The sequence below is a fragment of the Pseudomonas sp. URIL14HWK12:I6 genome, from assembly GCF_000514195.1.
In the GTDB taxonomy this organism is placed as follows: Bacteria; Pseudomonadota; Gammaproteobacteria; order Pseudomonadales; family Pseudomonadaceae; genus Aquipseudomonas; species Aquipseudomonas putida_A.
On sequence record NZ_KI911359.1, the window covers coordinates 53,999 to 74,279 of the forward strand.

Below are 20,281 nucleotides of genomic sequence, written 5' to 3' on the forward strand. Positions count from 1 at the left end.
TTTGAGATTTTCAGGTGGGGAGACTGGCGGATCACGCCAGCGCGGCCCATACATTCGTAAAACAAAGCCCACGGCACGCCGTGGGCTTTATTGGCAGTCAGTCAGGGCGCGCCTTACTGAGGCGAAACTTCAGTTTTCGGTTTGCCGAAGTGCCACTCGTAAACCACAAATTTGAAGTCCTTCAGGTCGCCCTTGGCGTCGAAGCTCAGGTCGCCGGTAGGGGTCTTGAAGGTGCCGGCGTGGATGGCTTCGGCCACTTTGGCCGCGTCTTCGGATTTGGCTGCCTTGATGCCTTCGGCAATCACTTCAACCGCCGAGTAGGAAGGGAACACGAACGGGCCGCTCGGGTCTTCTTTCTTCGCCTTGAAGGCATCTGCCAGGGCAACGTTGGCCGGATCCTGGTCGAAGGATTTCGGCAGGGTCACCAGCAGGCCTTCGGAGGCGTCTTTGGCGATCTGCGAAATGGAGTCGTTACCCACGCCTTCCGGACCCATGAACTTGGCTTTCAGGCCCTTTTCCTGAGATTGACGCAGGATCAGACCCAGCTCCGGGTGGTAGCCGCCGTAGTAGACGAAGTCGACGTTGGCTTGCTTGAGCTTGGCGATCATCGAGGAGAAGTCCTTGTCGCCGGCGTTGACGCCTTCGAACACGGCGACTTTCACGCCTTTCTTCTCCAGGGTCGCTTTGACTGCGGTAGCGATGCCTTCACCGTATTGCTGCTTGTCGTGCAGTACGGCGACGATTTTCGGCTTCACGTGGTCGGCGATGTAGTTACCGGCGGCAGGGCCCTGGGCGCTGTCCAGACCGATGGTGCGGAAGACCATTTTGTAACCACGGGCGGTGATGTCCGGGCTGGTGGCAGCCGGGGTGATCATCACGACGCCTTCGTCTTCGTAGATGTCCGAAGCAGGCTGGGTGGAGCTGGAGCACAGGTGACCGACCACGAACTTGACGCCGTCGTTGACGACCTTGTTCGCGACCGCTACCGCTTGTTTCGGATCGCACGCGTCATCGTATTCAACGGCTTCGAGTTTCTTGCCGTCGACGCCGCCCTTGGCGTTGATCTGTTCGATGGCCATTTTCGCGCCACTGAACTGCATGTCGCCGTATTGGGCTACAGGACCGGTTTTAGGGCCGGCGATACCGATCTTGATGGTGTCAGCGGCGAACGAATGGCTGGCAACCCCGGCCAGAACCATAGCGGCAAACAGTTTGGAAATCTGCTTAGTAGCCTTAGTCATAGTGCTCCACTCTTACTGTTGTAATTTTTTTGAGTTCTGGCGCCGCAGCAGCAGAACCGGGTCAGATATCTTTGCGATACCCTCCGGAAATGCCCCCGGCAACTGTACCGGTACAGTGTAGAGCGCCGGTTGTTGGCCTGGGAAGCAGGCGCCGAGGGGCAAAACTTGGGGGTGTCGCATTTTTGAATGAAAAAGACAGAATTGCGGCGGGGCTTTCGCGGGCATATATCCCAAACACCAGCATTCCTTGGCGTTCCTGCTCTTTTCGTTCGGTGAAGCCATTTGCAACCGGGTTTTTCTGCCGGACCACCGACGTTATCATTCGCGTCGATTTCTTTTCCGGACAGTCCCATGAATCAAGAACCTAGCACCCTCTATGCCAAGCTGCTTGGTGAAACCGCATCTATTACCTGGAAAGAGCTGGAGCCGTTCTTCGCCAAGGGTGCCCTATTGTGGGTCGACCCAGCCCTGGATTTGATCGCCGCCGCCGAGGCCGTGGCATCGGATGATGGCGAGAAAGTCGCCGCCTGGCTGGCCGAGGACAAGGTCGCCAAGCTCTCTGAAACGCGGGCGCTGGATATTTTCGAGCGTGATCCGCAGCTATGGGCGGTGGTGGTGAGTCCATGGATTCTGATCCAGGAAAGGGCGGCCGTCTGAGCTTATGCACCTTTGTAGTGCGCCTGGCCAGCAGCGAAAAGTGTGTAGCCGAGTAGCGTGATGGCACGTTGCCGTAGAGAAAGGCCACAAGCGTGGGTGGCCTCACGGTGACGTAAACGTAACGGGAACAGTTTATTGAGCAGCCGAAGGGCTGCTTAATTGTTTCTGGATATTGGCAATCAAGGTTTTGCGGTGTTTGGAGCGGCCTCTTCGCGAGCAGGCTCGCTCCCACATTTGGAATGCATTTCCCTGTGGGAGCGAGCCTGCTCGCGAATAGGGCAACTCGGTCTGGATCAGACCGAGTAAGTCTTGCCCGTATGGTTATTCAGGGAAATAACCTTGGTCTTGCCGATCCGGTGACGGTAGATCTCGCGCAGGTACTTGATCGACTTCTTCACGCAATCGCGCGACAGGCGAATGTCGTTGATCGAGACGAACTTGTCCTTGTCGTTGATCAGCTCGCGGTACTTCTTCTCGTACATCGGCTTGATCGCGTACCAGTTGGTGTCGAGGATCTTCGCCGGGTTCTCGAACTCGTTGAGCAGATCGTCGATGCGGTCTTCGTCGAACTCTTCATTAATGATGAAGTCGAGGATCGAGTTGTCCAAAGTCTCGTCAAAACGGTACGGCGTCTTGGCGAAGCAGCGCTTGATGAACGCCACGATCAACGTCAGGAAGTCGTCCGACAGGCACGGGCTCTTGGCGATCAGGGTGGTCAGCGACAGGTTGGCCGAAGCGCCGATCACCAGCGCATAACGCTTGAGCGTGGTGTTGGGGAACAGGCTGTTGAGGTGGGTCTTCAACCGGTTCAGGTCCATGTACGACAGTTTGTAGTCTTTGGGCAACGAGACGATCGAGACCACCGACGAGCAGTTCTTGAAGAAGTGCAGGTCGTGCAGCGCCGCGGCGTCGTAGCCGGAATTCTTGTACTGCTCGAGCGAGGCGCGATAGCGCTTGGATTCGATCGGCAGCAGGCTGATGCCTTCGATGGCCTGGGTGACTTTATTGAAGTGCGGCAGGTCGATCGAACGGAAGAACAGGTCATCGATGTTCAGACGCTGCGGCTCTTTGTCGAAGACCTTGAACTTGTCGCTGCTCGGCGGCGGGGTTTCCGGCACCACCGATTCGGCGTAGGCAATCGCCACCGGGCCGGCCAGACTCATGAACAGGTCGTTGGCATCCAGGCGAATGGTTTCGCCGATGTCGATGCCGGCGCGGCGGAAGTAGTTCTGGTCGTAGTCGGTGGTCACCGCCTGCGCCGTCAGAATGTTGAAGATCTGCTGCGAGATGTACTGGTTGGCGTGCTTCTCCATCGCATTGACATCAATGTTCTGGATGTTGCCGTCATCGCTCTCTTCGGCGTAACGCATGATGTCGTTGGAGATCAGCATCATCGCGTTCCATGGGCGGATACGGCCCATGACGCTGGCTTCGCTGCTGTCTTCATTGGCGAAGTTGTAGGAGAAATCCCATTCTTCCGACAGGTATTTGCACAGCAGGCGGCCGGCGTTGATGTGCAGCGCCTCGGACATTTCACTGCGGTGATCGGAAATGTTCGGCAGCACGCAGATGCCGCTGGTGAAGATCGGCTCGAACACGAACGAATGCCCGCTCTTGCCGTCGTGCTCGTCCATCGGCTTGGTGTCGAACGTCTTGTTCATGTACGAGTGCTGCTGGGCCAGACCGAATTCCGAGGCCATGCCCGAACCGGTACCGCCGCCGGCACTGAAGATCGAGAAGTACAGGCGCGACTGGTTGGCCTTGATGCCGCAGCTGTCGATCAGGTACGAGTGGATCATTTTCCAGTCAGGGCTGGAGAAGCGCTGGGTGTCCTTGTTGAGGATGATCTTCGCCAGATACTGGCCGAGGATTGGCGCGTTACCGGCGCCACCGGCGTGGACTTCGGACAAGTCCATGATCTTCATTTTGCTGTAATCGCGCAGGAAGCCGCTTTTCTCGCCCTTGCGCGAGAAGCGGATGCGCCCGGCGATGTCCTTGTCGAGGTCGCCGAGCATCACCAGCGGTTCGACGAGGAACACCGGTTTGCTCGACTTGTTGGTGCCGATCCGCAGGTTGTTTTTGATCCACTGCGCCGGGCTGTAGCCCTTGTCGGCCAGACGCCGATCCGCCGCGCGGTCTTCATTGTTGAATTCGTTGAGGTAGAACTTGCGCGCGTTGTACACCAGCTCCGCGACATCGAGGGCGATGTTCGAGCCGCAGCGACCGAGGCCGATCAGGCACACCGAGGGAAATTCCTGATCGTTGTGCTGTTCGTTGTCGCCTTCCAGGTGCGGTGGACGCGGGAACACCAGATCACGCAGGCCATCGAGGTTGTCGAGGATGCGGTCGGTGTTGGTTTCGGTGTAGTACAGATATTGCTGAGTGCCCAGCGGGCGCGAGGGAGGCAATGGCTTCGATGATGACGGGCTATTTGCGGCAGGGCTCAGGGTCAGATCGGATACCGCAGTGGCGGGATTGTTTTTAGAAGTCATTGTGCGCCATATACCTGGACTGGTTGGTCCGCTGACCAGTGTCAGCGAGCCTCACGGAATAAGATCTCGCGTCTTTTATTGCGCGAATTTGGCCCGGGCGTCAGGGGCTTGGCCTGATCGTCGCACGGGGGAATCCTTTCCTGATCGCTCATGAATCGGCCATTATTCAGTGATCTTTAATCAAAAAGAGGCGAAATGATGTCAACGCTCCCTTCGTTGGGTTTTGCCGGAATCGGCCTGATGGGCCTGCCGATGTGCCGCCGTTTGCTGGCTGCCGGCTACCCGTTGACCGTGTGGAATCGCAACCCGGCCAAGTGCGCGCCACTGGTCGAGGCCGGCGCCCGGCAGGTGGCAAGCCCCGCTGAACTGTGCGAACACGCGGACGTGGTGATGCTCTGTCTGGCCGACACGGCGGTGGTGCGCGAGGTGGTGTTTGGCGCCGGGGGTGTCGCCGAATGTGCGAAAAGCGGCCAGTTGCTGGTGGACTTTTCCAGCCTCGAACCGACTGCTACCCGCGAAATGGCCACCGAGTTGGCTGACAAGACCGGGATGAGCTGGCTCGACTCACCGGTGTCCGGCGGCGTGGTGGGTGCCGAGGCCGGCAGTCTGGCGATCATGGTCGGCGGCGCGGTGGCGGATCTGGAGCGGGTGCGCCCGGTGCTGCTCAGCCTTGGTCAACGGGTCACGCACATGGGTGGCATCGGCGCCGGGCAAGTGACCAAGGCCTGCAACCAGATGATCGTCGCCTGCAATGCGCTGGTGATCGCCGAAGTAGTGGCGCTGGCCGAACAGGCCGGAGTCGATGCGAGCCTGATTGCCGAAGCGCTGGCCGGTGGTTTTGCCGATTCGAAACCGTTGCAGATCCTCGCCCCGCAAATGGCCGAGAGCCGTTTCGAACCGGTGAAATGGCACGTGCGCACGCTGCTCAAGGACCTCGATACCGCAGTGAAATTCTCCCGCGAACAAGGCTCGGCCACGCCGATCAGCGGATTGGCCGCACAATTGATGCGCCTGCATGGGGCGCAGGGCTTTTTGCAGAAGGATCCAGCGACACTGGTACAAATGTACCGCGCGCCAGACTCAACGGATTGACCGCGTGCGAGTGTTTGCGCTGATTGATTTCTTCCAGCACCGGGCGTAACTCGTCCAGCGGCACCGGGCGGCTGAGCAGGTAGCCCTGAATGAAATCGCAGCCTGAGCGCTCGAGGAATTCGTACTGTTCCAGGCTCTCCACGCCTTCGGTCACCACCTGCAAATGCAGGGTGTGGGCCATGACGATGATCGCCTGGACGATCTCCATGTCGGCGGTCGCCGTGGGAATGTCGAGGATGAACGAGCGGTCGATTTTCAGCGTATTGAGCGGCAGGCGCTTGAGGTAGGCCAGCGATGAATAGCCAGTGCCGAAGTCGTCGATCGACAGCGACACCCCGAGGGCGCGAATCTGCCGCAGCAGCACCAGGGTGTTGGCGATGTTGCCCATCAGCGCGTTTTCGGTGACTTCCAGTTCCAGCCGTTCCGGCGCAACGCCAGCGCTGCGCAGTGCGCTTTCGATCTCATCGGCCAGCTCTTCCCGGGCAAGGTTGAGCGGCGAGCAGTTCCAGGCGATTTTCAGGTCGTTGCAGCCATGCCGCGTCAGTTCGCCAAGGTCAGTGCAGGCCCGGCGCAACACCCAGTTATCCAGTTCGGCGATCAGGCCATTGGTTTCGGCGATCGCGATGAAGCGATCCGGGGCCAGCAAGCCATGCACCGGATGCTGCCAGCGGATCAGCGCTTCGAGTTTGGTCACTCGACCGGTTTTCAGTTCGAAGATCGGTTGGTAATACAGCGTCAGCCCGTTTTCTTCGCGCAGGGCCTGGCGCAGTTCTTCTTCCAGTTGCAGTTCGAGGCTGGCGCGGGTCTTCATGTTGGCACTGAAAAAATGCAGGCCGTTACGCCCGGCGCCCTTGGATTGATACAGCGCCAGATCCGCGTGCTTGAGCAGTTCTTCGCAGGTGGTGCCGTCGTCGGGGAACAGGCTGATGCCGATGCTGGTGGTCATCACCATACGGCGGCCGGCCAGTTCGATCGGCTCCTTCATTTTCAGCATGATCCGTTGCGCCATGTTGCGCGCTTCCTCACGTTCACGCAGGCTGATCAGGATGCAGAACTCGTCACCGCCGAAGCGGGCGACCACGTCTTCATGGCTGCGCACCGAGCCTTTGATGTGATTGGCGATGACTTTGAGCAGGGCGTCGCCGGCGTCATGGCCGAGGCTGTCGTTGATTCGCTTGAAGTGGTCGACGTCGAGAAACATCACCGCGAGCATGCCGCCTTCGCTGGTTTTCTGGTTGAGTTTCTCGGCGAAAAGCTGGTTGAAACCGCGGCGGTTGATCAGGTTGGTCAGCGCGTCGTAATTGGCCACTTGCTGCAATGACATCCGCGCCTGATCGAGCTGGCCGAGCAGGGCGTTGACCCGGCGCAGATCGTGTTCCTTGCTTTGCAGTTTCTTGTCGGCGAGTGCCGCGCTGATCGCGCTGCCGAGAATCAGCAGGATGATCAATGCGACGGTCAGGCCCAGTTGCAGGTAATTGGTTTCGCCGCTCAGGGTCGGTGCTGCGCCCTCGGGCACCACCAGATGCAACGCGGCCATGCCGGTGAAGTGCATGCTGATGATGCCGGCGCCGAGGATCACTGCGGCGGTGTATTTGAGCAACTGATGAAAACGGCCGCTGCCTTCACGCAGATAACCGGCGACCCACAGCGCGGCGAAGCTGGCGCCGATGGCAATCACGATCGACAGGCAGAACAGCAGCGGCTGGTAATACGCAGTGGCCACCGAGTGCATCGCCGCCATGCCGACGTAATGCATGCCGGCGATGCCCAGGCCAATAACGATGGCGGTTTTCAGGTATTGCATCAGCGAGGGTTGAGGCACGCTCAGGGTGTGCATCGCCAGCCATGAGGCGAGCAGGGCGATCACCAGGGAAAACAGAGTGGTGGCCAGTTCGTAATGGATTTCCAGCGGCGCCTGGAATGCCAGCATGGCGATGAAGTGCATGGCCCAAATGCCGCCAGCCAGGCAGGTGGCGCCGATCCAGCGCCAGACCCGCTGCGAACCCGGATCTTCGGCGTGGCCAACCCGCTCGGCCATGTCGAGGGTGGCAAAACTCGCGGCGCAGGCGACCAGATAGGCCACCAGCACCAGCAAGGGATTGTGTGTGCAATCGAGAATGACCTGCCCGCTCTGCGGCAGCTCGGTAACAAACTGCAAACCAAGCCACTCCATAGCATCCCCGTCTGTGAAGTCGTCCCTGCTGCGTCAGCAACGCAGGCGAATGAGAGGAGTATAGAGGCGGTTTTTGCCATGCAAGCGGTAGTGGCACATTGGCGCCAACCATTTCGGCATGAGCCTTATAGCGATTGGCGCTAAACCATCAGGCGGTTTGGTCGTAAGGGATCTGATTCCATTCCGGTTCGAGCGGCGGCAAGCCGAAGCGGGCGCGCGCCTTGTCGCAATCGACATTCTGTTCGCCGTATTCCCAGGAAGCATCGAATTCGCGGCAGGGACTGGAGCGTTGCTCGTAAATCGAGCACTGCACGTTACTGCCCACTTCACCGATCAACGCCGTACACCGCGGCGATTTGCAGTCGGTGCCGTTCATCGCTACCCGACTGGGACTGATCTGCGTCACCAGTTCATCGGGCACCGTACCGCCGGAGGAGGCGCATTCACCCCAGAAAAAAGACACGCGAAAATGGGAACAGCAGGCACCGCAATTCAGACACGGACTGACTTCGGACATGGGGAGGGTATCAAAGGGGTTGATCGGCGAATCCGGACGGATCCGGCGGCTATTCTAGGCTTCGCCATGAACTTGGGAAGGGGGGCGCGAAAGTATTTTTTTGTAGCCGGGTTTTGCCGCGAAACCCCCGGTTTATGGGGGATTTCAGTGTTATCAAGGGCTTACGTTTCGTTACAGTGCCATGGCCCGTTATCAGGCTGACGAATGATCACAGACAGCCTCGGCAGGCCTGTCTAGATTGCAGGTTCCGGGCTCGGATGCGTCGGCAGTGAAGCCCACATAACAATAAAGAGACGGACCCATGCAGAACTCGACCCAAGCGGCGAATGCCTGGCGCATTCTGTTCCTGTTGTTCCTTGCCAACCTGTTCAATTTCTTCGACCGCACCATTCCGGCGATCATCATCGAGCCGATCCGCATGGAATGGCACCTCAGCGATTTTCAACTGGGAATCGTCGGCACCGCGTTCACCCTGGTTTATGCGATCGCCGGCCTGCCGCTGGGGCGCATGGCCGATACCGGTTCGCGCAGCAAACTGATGGGCTGGGGCCTGGCGACCTGGAGCGCGCTGACGGCGGTCAACGGGCTGGTCGGCAGTTTCTGGAGTTTTCTGCTGGTGCGCATGGGCATCGGCATTGGCGAGGCCAGTTACGCGCCGGCCGCCAACTCGTTGATCGGTGACCTGTTCCCGGCGCACCGTCGGGCGCGGGCCATGGGTATTTTCATGCTCGGCCTGCCGTTGGGCCTGTTGCTGGCATTCTTCACCATCGGCGCGATGGTCAAGGCATTTGACAGCTGGCGCGCGCCGTTCTTTATCGCGGCGGTGCCGGGGCTGATCCTCGCGGTGTTCATGTTCTTCATCAAGGAACCCAAACGCGGCGCGGCGGAAACCGTGCAGGTGTCCCAAGAGAGAGTCGACAAGCCTATCCGCCGGGTGCTGGCGGTGCCGACATTCCTGTGGCTGGTGATGGCCGGTTTGTGCTTCAACTTCGCCACCTATGCCTGCAACTCGTTTCTGGTGCCGATGCTGCAGCGCTACTTCCTGATGCCGTTGCAGGAGGCGGCGGTGGCGACCGGCGTGATCGTCGGCGTCACCGGGTTGATCGGTCTGACCCTCGGCGGCTGGATCGCTGACAAGATTCATCAACGAGTCGCCAACGGCCGGCTGCTGTTTGCCGGCTTCAGCCTGATCATCTCGACCCTGTGCACCGCGTGGGCGCTGCATGCCGGACGGGTCGAGATCGGCGTGTTCGTCGCGGTGTTCAGCGTCGGCTGGCTGTTTGCCTATAACTTCTACACCTGCGTGTACACGGCGATTCAGGACGTGGTCGAACCACGCCTGCGGGCCACAGCGATGGCGCTGTTCTTTGCCGGGCTGTACCTGCTCGGCGGCGGCTTGGGGCCAGTGGTGGTGGGGGCCTTGTCCGACCATTTCGCCAAATCGGCGATGCTCTCGGCGGGGGCCGAGCAGATGACTGAGGCGTTCAAGGCTGTGGGGCTGCATGACGCGATGTACCTGATTCCGGTGGCGCTGTTCTTCACCATGGTGTTTCTGTTTCTGGCGGCGCGGTGTTTTGTGCGCGATGCGCAGCGGATGAAGGAGGGGTTGGTGGCAGTGGTTGAGCCTGATGTTTCTGTGGCGACTGCATAACCGCCTTCGCGAGCAGGCTCGCTCCCACATTGGATCTCCAGCGTGAACACAATCCCTGTGGGAGCGAGCCTGCTCGCGAAAGGGCCAGTAGCATCACCGGATAAATAACAGACAAACAAAAAGGCCCGCATCACTGCGGGCCTTGTTGTTTTCAACGCTGGAGCAGGGCGGCTTAACCCGCCACCAACACCCGTATCGCTTCCAGACGCAATGCCGCTTTATCCAGCATCGCCAGACCCAGTTCACGCTGCTTGCGCAACGCATCCAGTTCGCTGTCGCGTACAGTCGGGTTGACCGCTTGCAACGCGGTCAGGCGCGCCAGTTCTTCGTCGGTGTCCGCCGCGAGACGACGACGGGCCTCGGCCACGCGGTCGGCGTGACGCGGGGTGATCTTGTCTTCACCGGCGTTGATCCGTGGCGTCAGCTGATCGCGCTGGGCCTGGATGAACTTGTTGGCGCTGGCGCGTGGCACGCTTTCCAGTTGATCGTTCAAGGTTTCGAACGAGACGCGGGCCGACAGATCGTTGCCGTTGGCGTCGAGCAGGCAGCGCAGGGCGGCCGGTGGCAGGTAGCGGCCCAGTTGCAGCGAGCGCGGTGCAACCACTTCGCTGACGTAGAGCAGTTCCAGCAACACCGTGCCCGGTTTCAGTGCCTTGTTCTTGATCAGTGCGACGGCGGTGTTGCCCATCGAGCCGGACAGCACCAGGTCCATGCCGCCCTGCACCATCGGGTGTTCCCAGGTGATGAACTGCATGTCTTCGCGCGACAGCGCCTGGTTGCGGTCGTAGGTGATGGTCACGCCTTCGTCATCGCCCAGCGGGAAGCTGGCGTCGAGCATCTTCTCGCTCGGCTTGAGGATCAGGGCGTTTTCCGAATGGTCTTCGCTGTCGATGCCGAACGCGTCGAACAGGGTTTCCATATAGATCGGCAGGGCGAACTGATCGTCTTGCTCAAGGATGTCCTCGACCAACTGATCGCCTTCGCCCGAACCGCCGGAGTTCAGCTCCAGCAGACGGTCGCGGCCGGTGTGCAGCTCGGCTTCCAGACGCTCACGCTCGGTGCGCGCTTCGTCGATCAGCGCTTGCCACTCACCGTCGTCGGCTTCTTCAAGCAGCGGCAGCAGGCGCGGGCCGAACTGATGCTGCAAGGCGTTGCCGGTCGGGCAGGTGTTGAGGAACGCGTTCAGCGCTTCGTGGTACCACTGGAACAGGCGCTCTTGCGGGCTGGTTTCCAGGTACGGCACGTGCAGTTCGATGATGTGCTTCTGGCCGATCCGGTCGAGACGACCGATACGCTGTTCAAGCAGATCCGGGTGCGACGGCAGATCGAACAGCACCAGGTGGTGAGCGAACTGGAAGTTGCGACCTTCACTGCCGATTTCCGAGCAGATCAGCACTTGCGCGCCGAACTCTTCGTCGGCGAAGTAGGCGGCTGCGCGGTCACGCTCAAGGATGTTCATGCCTTCGTGGAACACCGTGGCCGGGATGCCGGAGCGCACGCGCAGCGCGTCTTCCAGGTCCATCGCGGTTTCGGCGTGGGCGCAGATCACCAGCACTTTGGTGCGCTTGAGCATTTTCAGCTGATCGATCAGCCACTCGACGCGCGGGTCGAATTTCCACCAGCGCTCTTCTTCGCTGGCGTCCGGCTGGGCCTGGAAGCTGACTTCCGGGTACAGCTCGGCGTGATCACCCAGCGGCAGTTCGAGGTATTCGTCCGGGCATGGCAGCGGGTACGGGTGCAGTTTGCGCTCCGGGAAACCCTGCACGGCGGCGCGGGTGTTACGGAACAGCACGCGGCCGGTGCCGTGGCGGTCGAGCAGTTCACGCACCAGACGCGCGCTGGCTTCGCTGTCGCCATCGTTGACCGCAGTCAGCAGGGCTTCGCCTTCGTTGCCGAGGAAACCGTGGATGGTCTTGTGTGCTGCAGGCGACAGGCGCCCTTTGTCGAGCAGTTCCTGAACGGCTTCGGCCACCGGGCGATAGTTCTCGCTCTCGGCGCGGAACGCGGCCAGGTCATGGAAACGGTTCGGGTCGAGCAAGCGCAGGCGGGCGAAGTGGCTGTCCTGACCGAGTTGTTCCGGGGTCGCGGTGAGCAGCAGCACGCCGGGAATCACTTCAGCCAATTGTTCGACCAGCGAATACTCGGGGCTGGCCTTGTCTTCGTGCCACACCAGGTGGTGGGCTTCGTCGACCACCATCAGATCCCAGCCGGCGGCGAACAAGGCGTCCTGCGCCTTCTCGTCTTCGACCAGCCACTCCAGGGCAACCAATGCCAGCTGGGTGTCTTCGAACGGGTTGGTGGCATCGCTTTCGATGAAGCGTTCTTCGTCGAACAGCGCGACCTGCAGGTTGAAGCGGCGGCGCATTTCCACCAGCCACTGGTGCTGCAGGTTTTCCGGCACCAGGATCAGCACACGGTTAGCGCGGCCCGAGAGCAGTTGGCGATGGATCACCAGACCGGCTTCGATGGTTTTCCCCAGACCCACTTCGTCCGCCAGCAGAACCCGTGGCGCAATGCGGTCGGCGACTTCACGGGCGATGTGCAGTTGGTGCGCGATCGGTTGCGCACGCACGCCGCCCAGGCCCCAGAGCGAAGACTGCAACTGGCGGCTGGTGTGTTCCAGGGTGTTGTAGCGCAGGGAGAACCACGACAGCGGGTCGATCTGCCCGGCGAACAGACGATCGCTGGCCAGACGGAACTGAATGAAGTTCGACAGCTGGGTTTCCGGCAGGGTGACGGCTTCGTTCTGCCCGTTGAGGCCGTGATAGACCATCAGCCCGTCGACGTCGTCGACTTCGCGCACGGTCATCTTCCAGCCTTCGAAGTGAGTAATGGTGTCACCCGGCGAGAACCGTACGCGGGTGAGGGGCGCATTCCGTAGCGCGTACTGGCGGGTTTCGCCAGTGGCCGGGTAAAGCACGGTCAACAAGCGGCCGTCCTGTGCCAGAACGGTGCCTAAACCAAGCTCTGCTTCGCTGTCACTGATCCAGCGTTGCCCCGGTTGATACTGCTGCGCCATGCTGCCTGACTCCCACCTTGAAAAAGCGGGCTATCTTAACGGAATGCCGGCCTCCAGACCAAAGGTTTACGAGTGTAGGAGCTGCCGAAGGCTGCGATCTTTTGATCTTCGGGAACGCTTGCGTTCTACGGTGTTCCATTAAAGATCGCAGCCTGCGGCAGCTCCTGCAGGTGCCAAGTGCGTCACAGATTTGCGACGGATGGCTCAAGGCGCCTTTGCCGCAGCCGATAGCCTGCTGACAGGAGACCCTTTATATGCTGCCACCGATGCTCCCCCTGAGCGCTGTGCCGATCACTTCCCAGCAGGATCCGATTCGCCAGCGGCCGGACATTCCTCCGGTGGTGCCGGTGCAGGAAAGCTCCAACGAAAGCACGATCGACCTGCAAAAACGCGACCCGGAAGAGGATCGACTGCTGGCGCGCGAGGAACAGCGCCGTCAGCAGCAACGTGATCGTCGCCGTCGCGAAGCCGACGAAGACCCGGAAGAGCATCTGGCCGTGCCGGGCACCGAGCTGAATGCCGACAATACCGTGCCGGTGGTGCCGCTGATGGAAGATCAGCCGCGTCAGGGCTTGTGGGTCGATATCGAGATCTGAGTCTGCTTATTTACATCAATTGTTGTCGAGCGCTGGCGTCAGGCTGCATGATTGGCGCAGTCCTGCCTCTGATGCGGCAGTTGTGTTTTCTCCAAGTGATGCGCTGAACGTCATGAGCCAAGATGAAAAACTGATCGACCTCGGCACCGAGCGCGCCAAGCGTGTGCACGATCTCAACGAAAAGCGGCTGAACGAAGTGCGCAAGGCCTTCGAGCAAGCCATGCCGTTGGGAAAAGCCCAGAAAAAGCCGAAAAAGAAACCGAAAAAGCGTTGATCTTCCCCTGCATCCTTTGATGCAGGTCAGTTATTTTCCCGCCTTTGCCTTCTGTGTTGACCGGACTTGATCCTGGTCAATTTCTGCGCCTGCGTGATTGGTTAACTTAGCTCCATCGCAGCAAAGCAGGGGCCAGGAGGCCACAGTCATGTTTTTCGATAACGTGGTGTTTGCCGGGGTTCTGACCGTGGGGCTCATGGTTCTGTTTTTTGCAGGGTTTGGATTTTTTATCTGGAAGGATGCGAATAAGCGCAAGAAGTAGGTCTTTCCGGGTTTGATGAGCACGCAAGGCATTTTGGGGCGACTTCGGTTGCCCTTTTTTTTGTGTCTTGGCGGCCTTTGGGCCGACCAGACTTTGGGTGTGCTTTGTGAATATCCGTTGCTGCGGTAATGGCGGCTTAGGGTTCCGCCCTTACGGCGGGTCACCCTTTCCAAACGCCGAAAAGGTAACCCAAAAGGCTTTACCCTGACGTTCGGCCCTCGCTTAGGCTCGGGTTCCTTCGCTGCGGGATTCATCCGGGGGCAGCGCCTACGGTTTGCTTCGCTGCACCTCCTCTCGCTGTGTTTGGCTGCGCCAAACGGTCGCTGCGCTCCCACCCCCGGATAAATCCCTCCACTCAGCCTGCCGACGGGCCCTCAGATCAAAAGCGGTACTCGAGCTAACGCTCATCGTGTTGAGTGGTGGAAAAGCGTGCGCTCGGCTTTTGCTTTTCTGTAGGAGCCAGCCTGCTGGCGATGGCGGCCTACGAGCCGACCGATCTCTGACTGAATGCACTCATCCAACTGTGGGAGCGAGCTTGCTCGCGAAGGCGGCCTGACAGCCGACCAAATCTCAAAACTGAATACACCCAATCCCCTGTAGGAACTGCCGAAGGCTGTGATCTTTTGATCTGCTTTGGCTTTGGCTTTGGCTTTGGCTTTGGCTCTTGATGTGGCTTTTGATCTTCAGCCCCTTCGGCAGGCCGAGCGTAGGTGTCCATCAGGGGGTTAGGCGCGCAGCGCCATGCGGCGAAGCCGCATACATCGAGAGGAGGTGCAGCGAAGCAAACCGGAGGCGATGCCCCCGGATGGACACCGTAGCGAGGGAACACTGAGCCTCAGCGAAGTGCCGTACGCCGGGGGAAGCCTTTTTGGTTACTTTTTCGGCGTTTGGAAAAAGTGACCCGCCGTAAGGGCGGAACCGTAATCAGCAACCCCCGCAGCAATGGATATTCCCCCAATCCAACTCGCAGCCAAAACAAAAAAAGGCGCGATCCTCACGAATCGCGCCTTTCTCATGTACTGCGGTCTATCAGCTACCCAGCGCTTTGGATGCCAACCAGAACAAACCAGCCGACAGCGCCACAGTCGCTGGCAAGGTCAGCACCCACGCCAGCAGGATAGTGCGAACAGTCCCGCCCTGCAGGCCGCTCTTGTTGGCGACCATGGTGCCCGCCACGCCCGAGGACAGCACGTGAGTGGTCGACACGGGCAGGCTGAAGATGTTGGCCATACCGATCAAGCTGGCGGTAGTGATCTGCGCCGACATGCCTTGAGAGTAGGTCATGCCTTGCTTGCCGATCTTCTCGCCGATGGTCAGTACCACGCGTTTCCAGCCGACCATGGTACCCAGGCCAAGGGCCAGGGCCACCGCCAGAATCACCCAGAACGGGGCGTATTCAGTGGTGGTGGTCAGGTCTTTGCGCAGTTTGTCCAGGTCAGCCTTCTCACGCGCTTCCAAGCCTGGCAGCTTGCCGACTTTCTTCGCGGTGTCGTCCAAGCACAGCAAGTAGCGACGGACTTCGATGCGGCTTTCCGAGGACAGCGAATGGTAGTCCGCTACACCTTTAAGGGTGCCAAGCAGGGCGTTGATGGTCGGTTCGGTCTGCTGCGGGTTGCAGCGGAATTTCTCCGGCAGGTCGCCTTCAACGCTTTTGCCCAGGGCCAGAAATTCGCCCAGGGAATCGGCATTGCGCTTGTAGAACTGGCTCAGGTGCAGGGTCGCGTCGCGGGTGCGCTCGATCTGGTAGGTGGTGCTGCTCAGGTCGAGGACGAACTGCGCAGGCACGATACCGATCAGTACCAGCATGATCAGGCCGATGCCTTTCTGGCCATCGTTGGAACCGTGCACGAAGCTCACGGCCATGGCCGAGATTACCAGGACCAGGCGGTTCCAGAACGGCGGGTGCTTCTTGTCGTCGATCTTGCGGCGCTGTTCCGGGGTCTTGTGCATCTTCGACAGCGGACGCCACCACTTCAGGCCGATCAGGATCAACGCGGCAATCAGGAAGCCAGCCATTGGCGAAAACACCAGCGAGGCGCCGATGTCGATCGCTTTCTGCCAGTTCACGCCGTCGGCCAACGGGATGTTGTTGATCAGGGCGTTGGCCAGGCCGACACCGAGGATCGAGCCGATCAGGGTGTGGGAACTGGAGGCCGGGATACCGAAGTACCAGGTGCCCAGGTTCCAGGTGATCGCCGCGGCGAGCAACGAGAACACCATCGCCAGGCCATGGCCGGTGTTCACATTGATCAGCAGTTCCACCGGCAGCAGGTGAACAATGGCATACGCCACGCCAACGCCGCCCAGCAACACGCCGAGGAAGTTGAACACACCGGAGAAGAACACCGCCAGGTGAGGCGGCATGGCTTTGGTGTAGATAACAGTGGCTACCGCGTTAGCGGTGTCATGAAATCCATTGATGAACTCGAAGGCGAGGACAAACGTCAGGGCGAGCAAGAGGCTCACAAGCACCCAAGCATCCAGTCCGCTGAATAAATCGATCATGAAGGTTTTCTGACCCGGTCATAAGGGGGCGCGATTATGCCAGAAAAGACTGGAAATCGATCCCCTACCTGCTCATCGGTAGCAATCAATGTCGAATTAAATTGTTGCAAGGTGCAATGCCCGAGCATGTTGCAGGGTTTTTCAAGTGTTTGATTAGCTTGAAAAAACCTTCGGGCAGCAGGCATTTCGTCGAGCGCCCGAGAGCCTCAAACGCCTGTGTGAAATATCTCTGAAACGAGTCAGACACGCTCCTTTCCCGTGCAGGCCGGGGGAGGTGGGCCGCTGCCCGCGGATAGCGGGCGCGCAAGGCATGGTCGGATCACCGCGCTTTTAGCCGGTGGCGACGCAGACTCTCGAAAATCTCAGGATCGCCCGTTCATGGCTCTTCGGTTTTGAGTTCTTCTTCCATCTTTTTCAGTTCTTGCTGGAAAACCTGATCCTGAACGGTGGGGCGTTTACGCCATGCCTTGCGTTCCGGTTCGGGTTGCGCGGCGTAGGTGGTGACTTCCCCGCCGTAAACTTCCTTGTAACGTTGTTCCTGGCGCTCAAGTTCCGCGCGCAGTTCGTCTTTCGTCACAGTGCTACCTGTTTGAGTTGAGATAAATATCTGGTGAAACGCACGGCAACGAGTCGATTGAACACGTCCACCGAAGGGCCATGCCGGTTCAGGCATTGGCGTTATCGGCAGGGCGATCAAGACTTCCATGTTGCAGGCGGCTACGGCACCAGATTAAAACTGACGCAGCATCAGTTTCCTGTTTCAGCAAGCGCGCTGGCGGTGCATGAATAATGAGCGTCAGGCGCTGGCCGGGCTGACGGCAATAGGCATCGGGTCAGCGGGCGGCACCCTCGGCCAGTGAAAACGTGGCGCCACTGAGGTGCATTATAGCGGTCGATTCGGGAATGACTATCTTTGCCAAGTTAAAAACGGTTCGGGATGTGTGATCGTTTTGTTACTGACAAGTTTTATCGCTAGTTGAAATTCGCCGAAACCTTTTAAGGACTCGCGTTCAGTTTCTGGCGCCATTAAGTCGATCAACTAATGAGGCATGCGAAGTTGGATGAACAGGCAGGTGAACGAATGAAGAAGCCAAGAAGGACAGCGGCTGATGGATTGCGATAATCGGTCGGCGGTTCGATAATCGCCCAATCTTGGCGTCTCGACTCTTGTGCATCTGCTGGCGAGCCGCTTGTATAGCCATTGATCCGTGCCGGAAACAAGGACAAGAAATGAACGATCAAATGCGCAACTCCTTCACCTCCGTGGCGCCGCCGATCGTCGCTTCGCCGGCCAAACGCATCCAGGCGCTGACCGGCGATCCGGATTTCATGACCTCGCTGGCCCGTGGCCTGGCGGTGGTGCAGGCGTTTCAGGAGCGCAAGCGGCACCTGACCATCGCCCAGATCAGCCATCGCACAGAAATTCCCCGCGCTGCTGTGCGCCGTTGCCTGCACACTCTGATCAAACTGGGTTACGCCACCACCGATGGCCGCACGTACTCGTTGTTGCCCAAAGTGCTGACCCTCGGCCACGCGTATCTGTCGTCGACGCCGCTGGCGGTGTCGGCCCAGCCGTACCTCGACCGCATGAGCGAGCAACTGCACGAAGCCTGCAACATGGCCACGCTCGAAGGTGACGACATTTTGTACATCGCCCGCTCGGCGACCACGCAACGGCTGATCTCGGTGGACCTGTCGGTGGGCGGGCGTCTGCCGGCCTATTGCACATCGATGGGCCGCATCCTGCTGGCGGCGCTGGACGACACCTCGCTGCGCGAATACCTCGACCATGCCGAACTGGTGGCCAAGACCAGCCGCACGCTGCACACCCCGGAAAGTCTGCTCGAATGCCTGCAGGAAGTACGGCAGCAGGGATGGTGCATTGTCGATCAGGAACTCGAACAAGGCCTGCGTTCGATTGCCGTGCCGGTCTACGACGCGTCGGGCCAGGTGGTGGCGGCGCTTAATGTCAGCACCCACGCCGGCCGCGTCAGCCGTACCGAACTGGAACAACGCTTCCTGCCGGGCCTGCTCAGTGCCAGCCGCGACCTCAGCGCGCAGTTGTTCGCCTGATGAAGCTGTTCGATAAACGCACAGTGTTGCGTTTATCGAATTGACGCTAAAAGCCCCGGATCATTAATGTCGCGGCAGCGTCATCCGGCGCAGATTTGAATGAGCCTGCCGGATTGTCGACTCCCATAATAATGACAAGAGGCAACTCACCATGCGCATGCTCCCCGACTGTCTCAGCTCCGTTCCCTGTTGCCGGATTCACCGCAACGCCTGATATCGATCTTCTATTCTTGTGACCGTGCCGCTCTTTGGCCGGCCGCCGTTCGACTGCGTTTTTTGCGTGGAATAAAAATAATGAACCAGCCTCAGTCCGCTGTAGGTAACTGCCTCGACGTGCAGACCTTCATCAATGCCCAACCGATCTCGCGCTATCAGTGGCGGGTGGTGATCCTGTGTTTCCTGATTGTATTTCTCGATGGTCTCGACACCGCGGCGATGGGGTTTATCGCGCCGGCACTGTCCCAGGACTGGGGCATCGACCGCGCCAGCCTGGGCCCGGTAATGAGCGCCGCGTTGATCGGCATGGTCTTCGGCGCACTGGGTTCCGGCCCGCTGGCTGACCGCTTCGGACGCAAAGTGGTGCTGGTTGGCGCGGTGCTGCTGTTCGGCGCTTTCAGCCTGGCCTCGGCCTACAGCACCAACGTCGAGCAACTGCTGGTGTTGCGCTTCCTCACCGGCCTCGGTCTGGGCGCCGGCATGCCCAACGCCACCACGCTGCTCTCGGAATACACCCCGGAGCGCAAGAAATCCTTGCTGGTGACCAGCATGTTCTGCGGCTTCAACCTCGGCATGGCCGGTGGCGGTTTCATTTCGGCGAAGCTGATCCCGGCGTTCGGCTGGCACAGCCTGCTGCTGATCGGCGGGATCCTGCCGCTGATCCTCGCGGTGGTGCTGCTGTTCTGGCTGCCGGAGTCGGCGCGTTTTCTGGTAGTGCGCAATCGCGGCACCGACAAAGTACGCAAGACCTTGTCGCCGATCGATCCGGTCACCGTCGCGCAGGCCTCGAGTTTCAGCGTGCCGGAACAGAAAACCGTCAAGGCGCGCAATGTGTTCGCGGTGATTTTCTCCGGCACCTACAGCGTCGGCACCTTGCTGCTGTGGCTGACCTACTTCATGGGCCTGGTCATCGTTTATCTGCTGACCAGTTGGCTGCCGACCCTGATGCGTGACAGCGGCGCGAGCATGGAGCAGGCGGCGTTCATTGGCGCGTTGTTCCAGTTTGGCGGGGTGTTGAGTGCGGTCGCTGTGGGTTGGGCGATGGATCGCTTCAATCCGCACAAGGTCATCGGCACTTTCTACCTGCTGGCCGGGGTGTTTGCCTACGCGGTAGGGCAGAGCCTGGGCAATATCACATTGCTCGCGACCTTGGTGTTGGTGGCGGGTATGTGCGTCAACGGCGCGCAATCGGCGATGCCGTCTCTGGCGGCACGGTTTTATCCGACCCAGGGGCGCGCGACCGGGGTCTCGTGGATGCTCGGGATTGGTCGCTTTGGCGCGATTCTCGGGGCGTGGATGGGCGCGACGTTGCTGGGGTTGGGCTGGAACTTTGAGCAGGTGTTGACGGCGCTGGTGATTCCGGCGGCGTTGGCGACGACTGCGGTGGTGATCAAAGGCATGGTCAGTCATGCGGATGCGACTTGAGTCGAGTCATTTTGATTTGCGTTGAATGTTCCGGTCTTTTCGCGAGCAGGCTCGCTCCCACATTTTGAAATGCATTCCAATGTGGGAG

Annotated in this window: 15 protein-coding genes; 8 read left to right on the forward strand and 7 right to left on the reverse strand. The window is 59.8% G+C overall.

Annotated elements, in window-relative coordinates; genetic code table 11:
• Nucleotides 1–113 precede the first annotated feature (113 nt).
• Nucleotides 114–1,241 (reverse strand): branched-chain amino acid ABC transporter substrate-binding protein, encoded by a 1,128-nt coding sequence (locus H043_RS0126860; RefSeq protein ID WP_027614382.1) that lies wholly within the window; start codon nucleotides 1,239–1,241, stop codon nucleotides 114–116.
• A gap of 351 nt (nucleotides 1,242–1,592) precedes the next feature.
• On the opposite strand from H043_RS0126860, the gene H043_RS0126865 reads away from it, so the two are divergent.
• Nucleotides 1,593–1,898: a DUF2288 domain-containing protein gene (locus H043_RS0126865; protein ID WP_027614383.1), complete on the forward strand. Its 306-nt coding sequence runs from the start codon at nucleotides 1,593–1,595 to the stop codon at nucleotides 1,896–1,898.
• A gap of 293 nt (nucleotides 1,899–2,191) precedes the next feature.
• On the opposite strand, the gene H043_RS0126870 is transcribed toward H043_RS0126865, so the two are convergent.
• Nucleotides 2,192–4,390 carry a hypothetical protein gene (locus tag H043_RS0126870; RefSeq protein WP_027614384.1) on the reverse strand — a complete coding sequence of 733 codons (2,199 nt, stop codon included), beginning with the start codon at nucleotides 4,388–4,390 and terminating at the stop codon, nucleotides 2,192–2,194.
• A 195-nt stretch (nucleotides 4,391–4,585) separates the two neighbouring features.
• On the opposite strand from H043_RS0126870, the gene H043_RS30125 reads away from it, so the two are divergent.
• Entirely contained in the window at nucleotides 4,586–5,482 is an 897-nt protein-coding gene (locus tag H043_RS30125; RefSeq protein ID WP_027614385.1) for an NAD(P)-dependent oxidoreductase, read from the forward strand.
• On the opposite strand, the gene H043_RS0126880 is transcribed toward H043_RS30125, so the two are convergent.
• Both H043_RS0126880 and H043_RS0126885 read right to left on the reverse strand, forming a co-directional pair.
• Nucleotides 5,373–7,655, reverse strand: a complete 2,283-nt coding sequence (locus H043_RS0126880) for a bifunctional diguanylate cyclase/phosphodiesterase (RefSeq protein ID WP_027614386.1) — start codon at nucleotides 7,653–7,655, stop codon at nucleotides 5,373–5,375. The genes H043_RS30125 and H043_RS0126880 overlap by 110 nt on opposite strands.
• A gap of 148 nt (nucleotides 7,656–7,803) precedes the next feature.
• Nucleotides 7,804–8,172 (reverse strand): YkgJ family cysteine cluster protein, encoded by a 369-nt coding sequence (locus H043_RS0126885; RefSeq protein ID WP_027614387.1) that lies wholly within the window; start codon nucleotides 8,170–8,172, stop codon nucleotides 7,804–7,806.
• 301 nt (nucleotides 8,173–8,473) lie between these two features.
• Here H043_RS0126885 and H043_RS0126890 point away from each other — a divergent pair, with 301 nt between their 5' ends.
• Nucleotides 8,474–9,823 carry an MFS transporter gene (locus H043_RS0126890; protein ID WP_027614388.1) on the forward strand — a complete coding sequence of 450 codons (1,350 nt, stop codon included), beginning with the start codon at nucleotides 8,474–8,476 and terminating at the stop codon, nucleotides 9,821–9,823.
• Nucleotides 9,824–9,995: 172 nt separating this feature from the next.
• Here H043_RS0126890 and rapA read toward each other — a convergent pair whose 3' ends face one another.
• Nucleotides 9,996–12,842 carry an RNA polymerase-associated protein RapA gene (rapA, locus tag H043_RS0126895; RefSeq protein ID WP_027614389.1) on the reverse strand — a complete coding sequence of 949 codons (2,847 nt, stop codon included), beginning with the start codon at nucleotides 12,840–12,842 and terminating at the stop codon, nucleotides 9,996–9,998.
• A 254-nt stretch (nucleotides 12,843–13,096) separates the two neighbouring features.
• Between rapA and H043_RS0126900 the strand changes: the two genes are divergently transcribed.
• From H043_RS0126900 to ccoM, 3 genes are all read left to right on the forward strand, one after another.
• On the forward strand, nucleotides 13,097–13,438 hold the full coding sequence (locus tag H043_RS0126900) for a hypothetical protein (RefSeq protein ID WP_027614390.1): 342 nt from the start codon (nucleotides 13,097–13,099) through the stop codon (nucleotides 13,436–13,438).
• A 112-nt stretch (nucleotides 13,439–13,550) separates the two neighbouring features.
• Nucleotides 13,551–13,712 (forward strand): hypothetical protein, encoded by a 162-nt coding sequence (locus H043_RS30545; RefSeq protein WP_096797040.1) that lies wholly within the window; start codon nucleotides 13,551–13,553, stop codon nucleotides 13,710–13,712.
• 148 nt (nucleotides 13,713–13,860) lie between these two features.
• Nucleotides 13,861–13,974: a cytochrome c oxidase subunit CcoM gene (gene ccoM, locus H043_RS30940; RefSeq protein ID WP_003222396.1), complete on the forward strand. Its 114-nt coding sequence runs from the start codon at nucleotides 13,861–13,863 to the stop codon at nucleotides 13,972–13,974.
• A 1,029-nt stretch (nucleotides 13,975–15,003) separates the two neighbouring features.
• On the opposite strand, the gene H043_RS0126915 is transcribed toward ccoM, so the two are convergent.
• Both H043_RS0126915 and H043_RS0126920 read right to left on the reverse strand, forming a co-directional pair.
• Nucleotides 15,004–16,479: an inorganic phosphate transporter gene (locus H043_RS0126915; RefSeq protein ID WP_003222397.1), complete on the reverse strand. Its 1,476-nt coding sequence runs from the start codon at nucleotides 16,477–16,479 to the stop codon at nucleotides 15,004–15,006.
• Nucleotides 16,480–16,855: 376 nt separating this feature from the next.
• Nucleotides 16,856–17,056 (reverse strand): hypothetical protein, encoded by a 201-nt coding sequence (locus tag H043_RS0126920; protein ID WP_003222398.1) that lies wholly within the window; start codon nucleotides 17,054–17,056, stop codon nucleotides 16,856–16,858.
• A 653-nt stretch (nucleotides 17,057–17,709) separates the two neighbouring features.
• Here H043_RS0126920 and pcaR point away from each other — a divergent pair.
• Entirely contained in the window at nucleotides 17,710–18,552 is an 843-nt protein-coding gene (pcaR, locus tag H043_RS0126925; protein WP_007963153.1) for a pca regulon transcriptional regulator PcaR, read from the forward strand.
• A gap of 294 nt (nucleotides 18,553–18,846) precedes the next feature.
• Nucleotides 18,847–20,193 carry an MFS transporter gene (locus H043_RS0126930; RefSeq protein WP_027614391.1) on the forward strand — a complete coding sequence of 449 codons (1,347 nt, stop codon included), beginning with the start codon at nucleotides 18,847–18,849 and terminating at the stop codon, nucleotides 20,191–20,193.
• Nucleotides 20,194–20,281 lie beyond the last annotated feature (88 nt).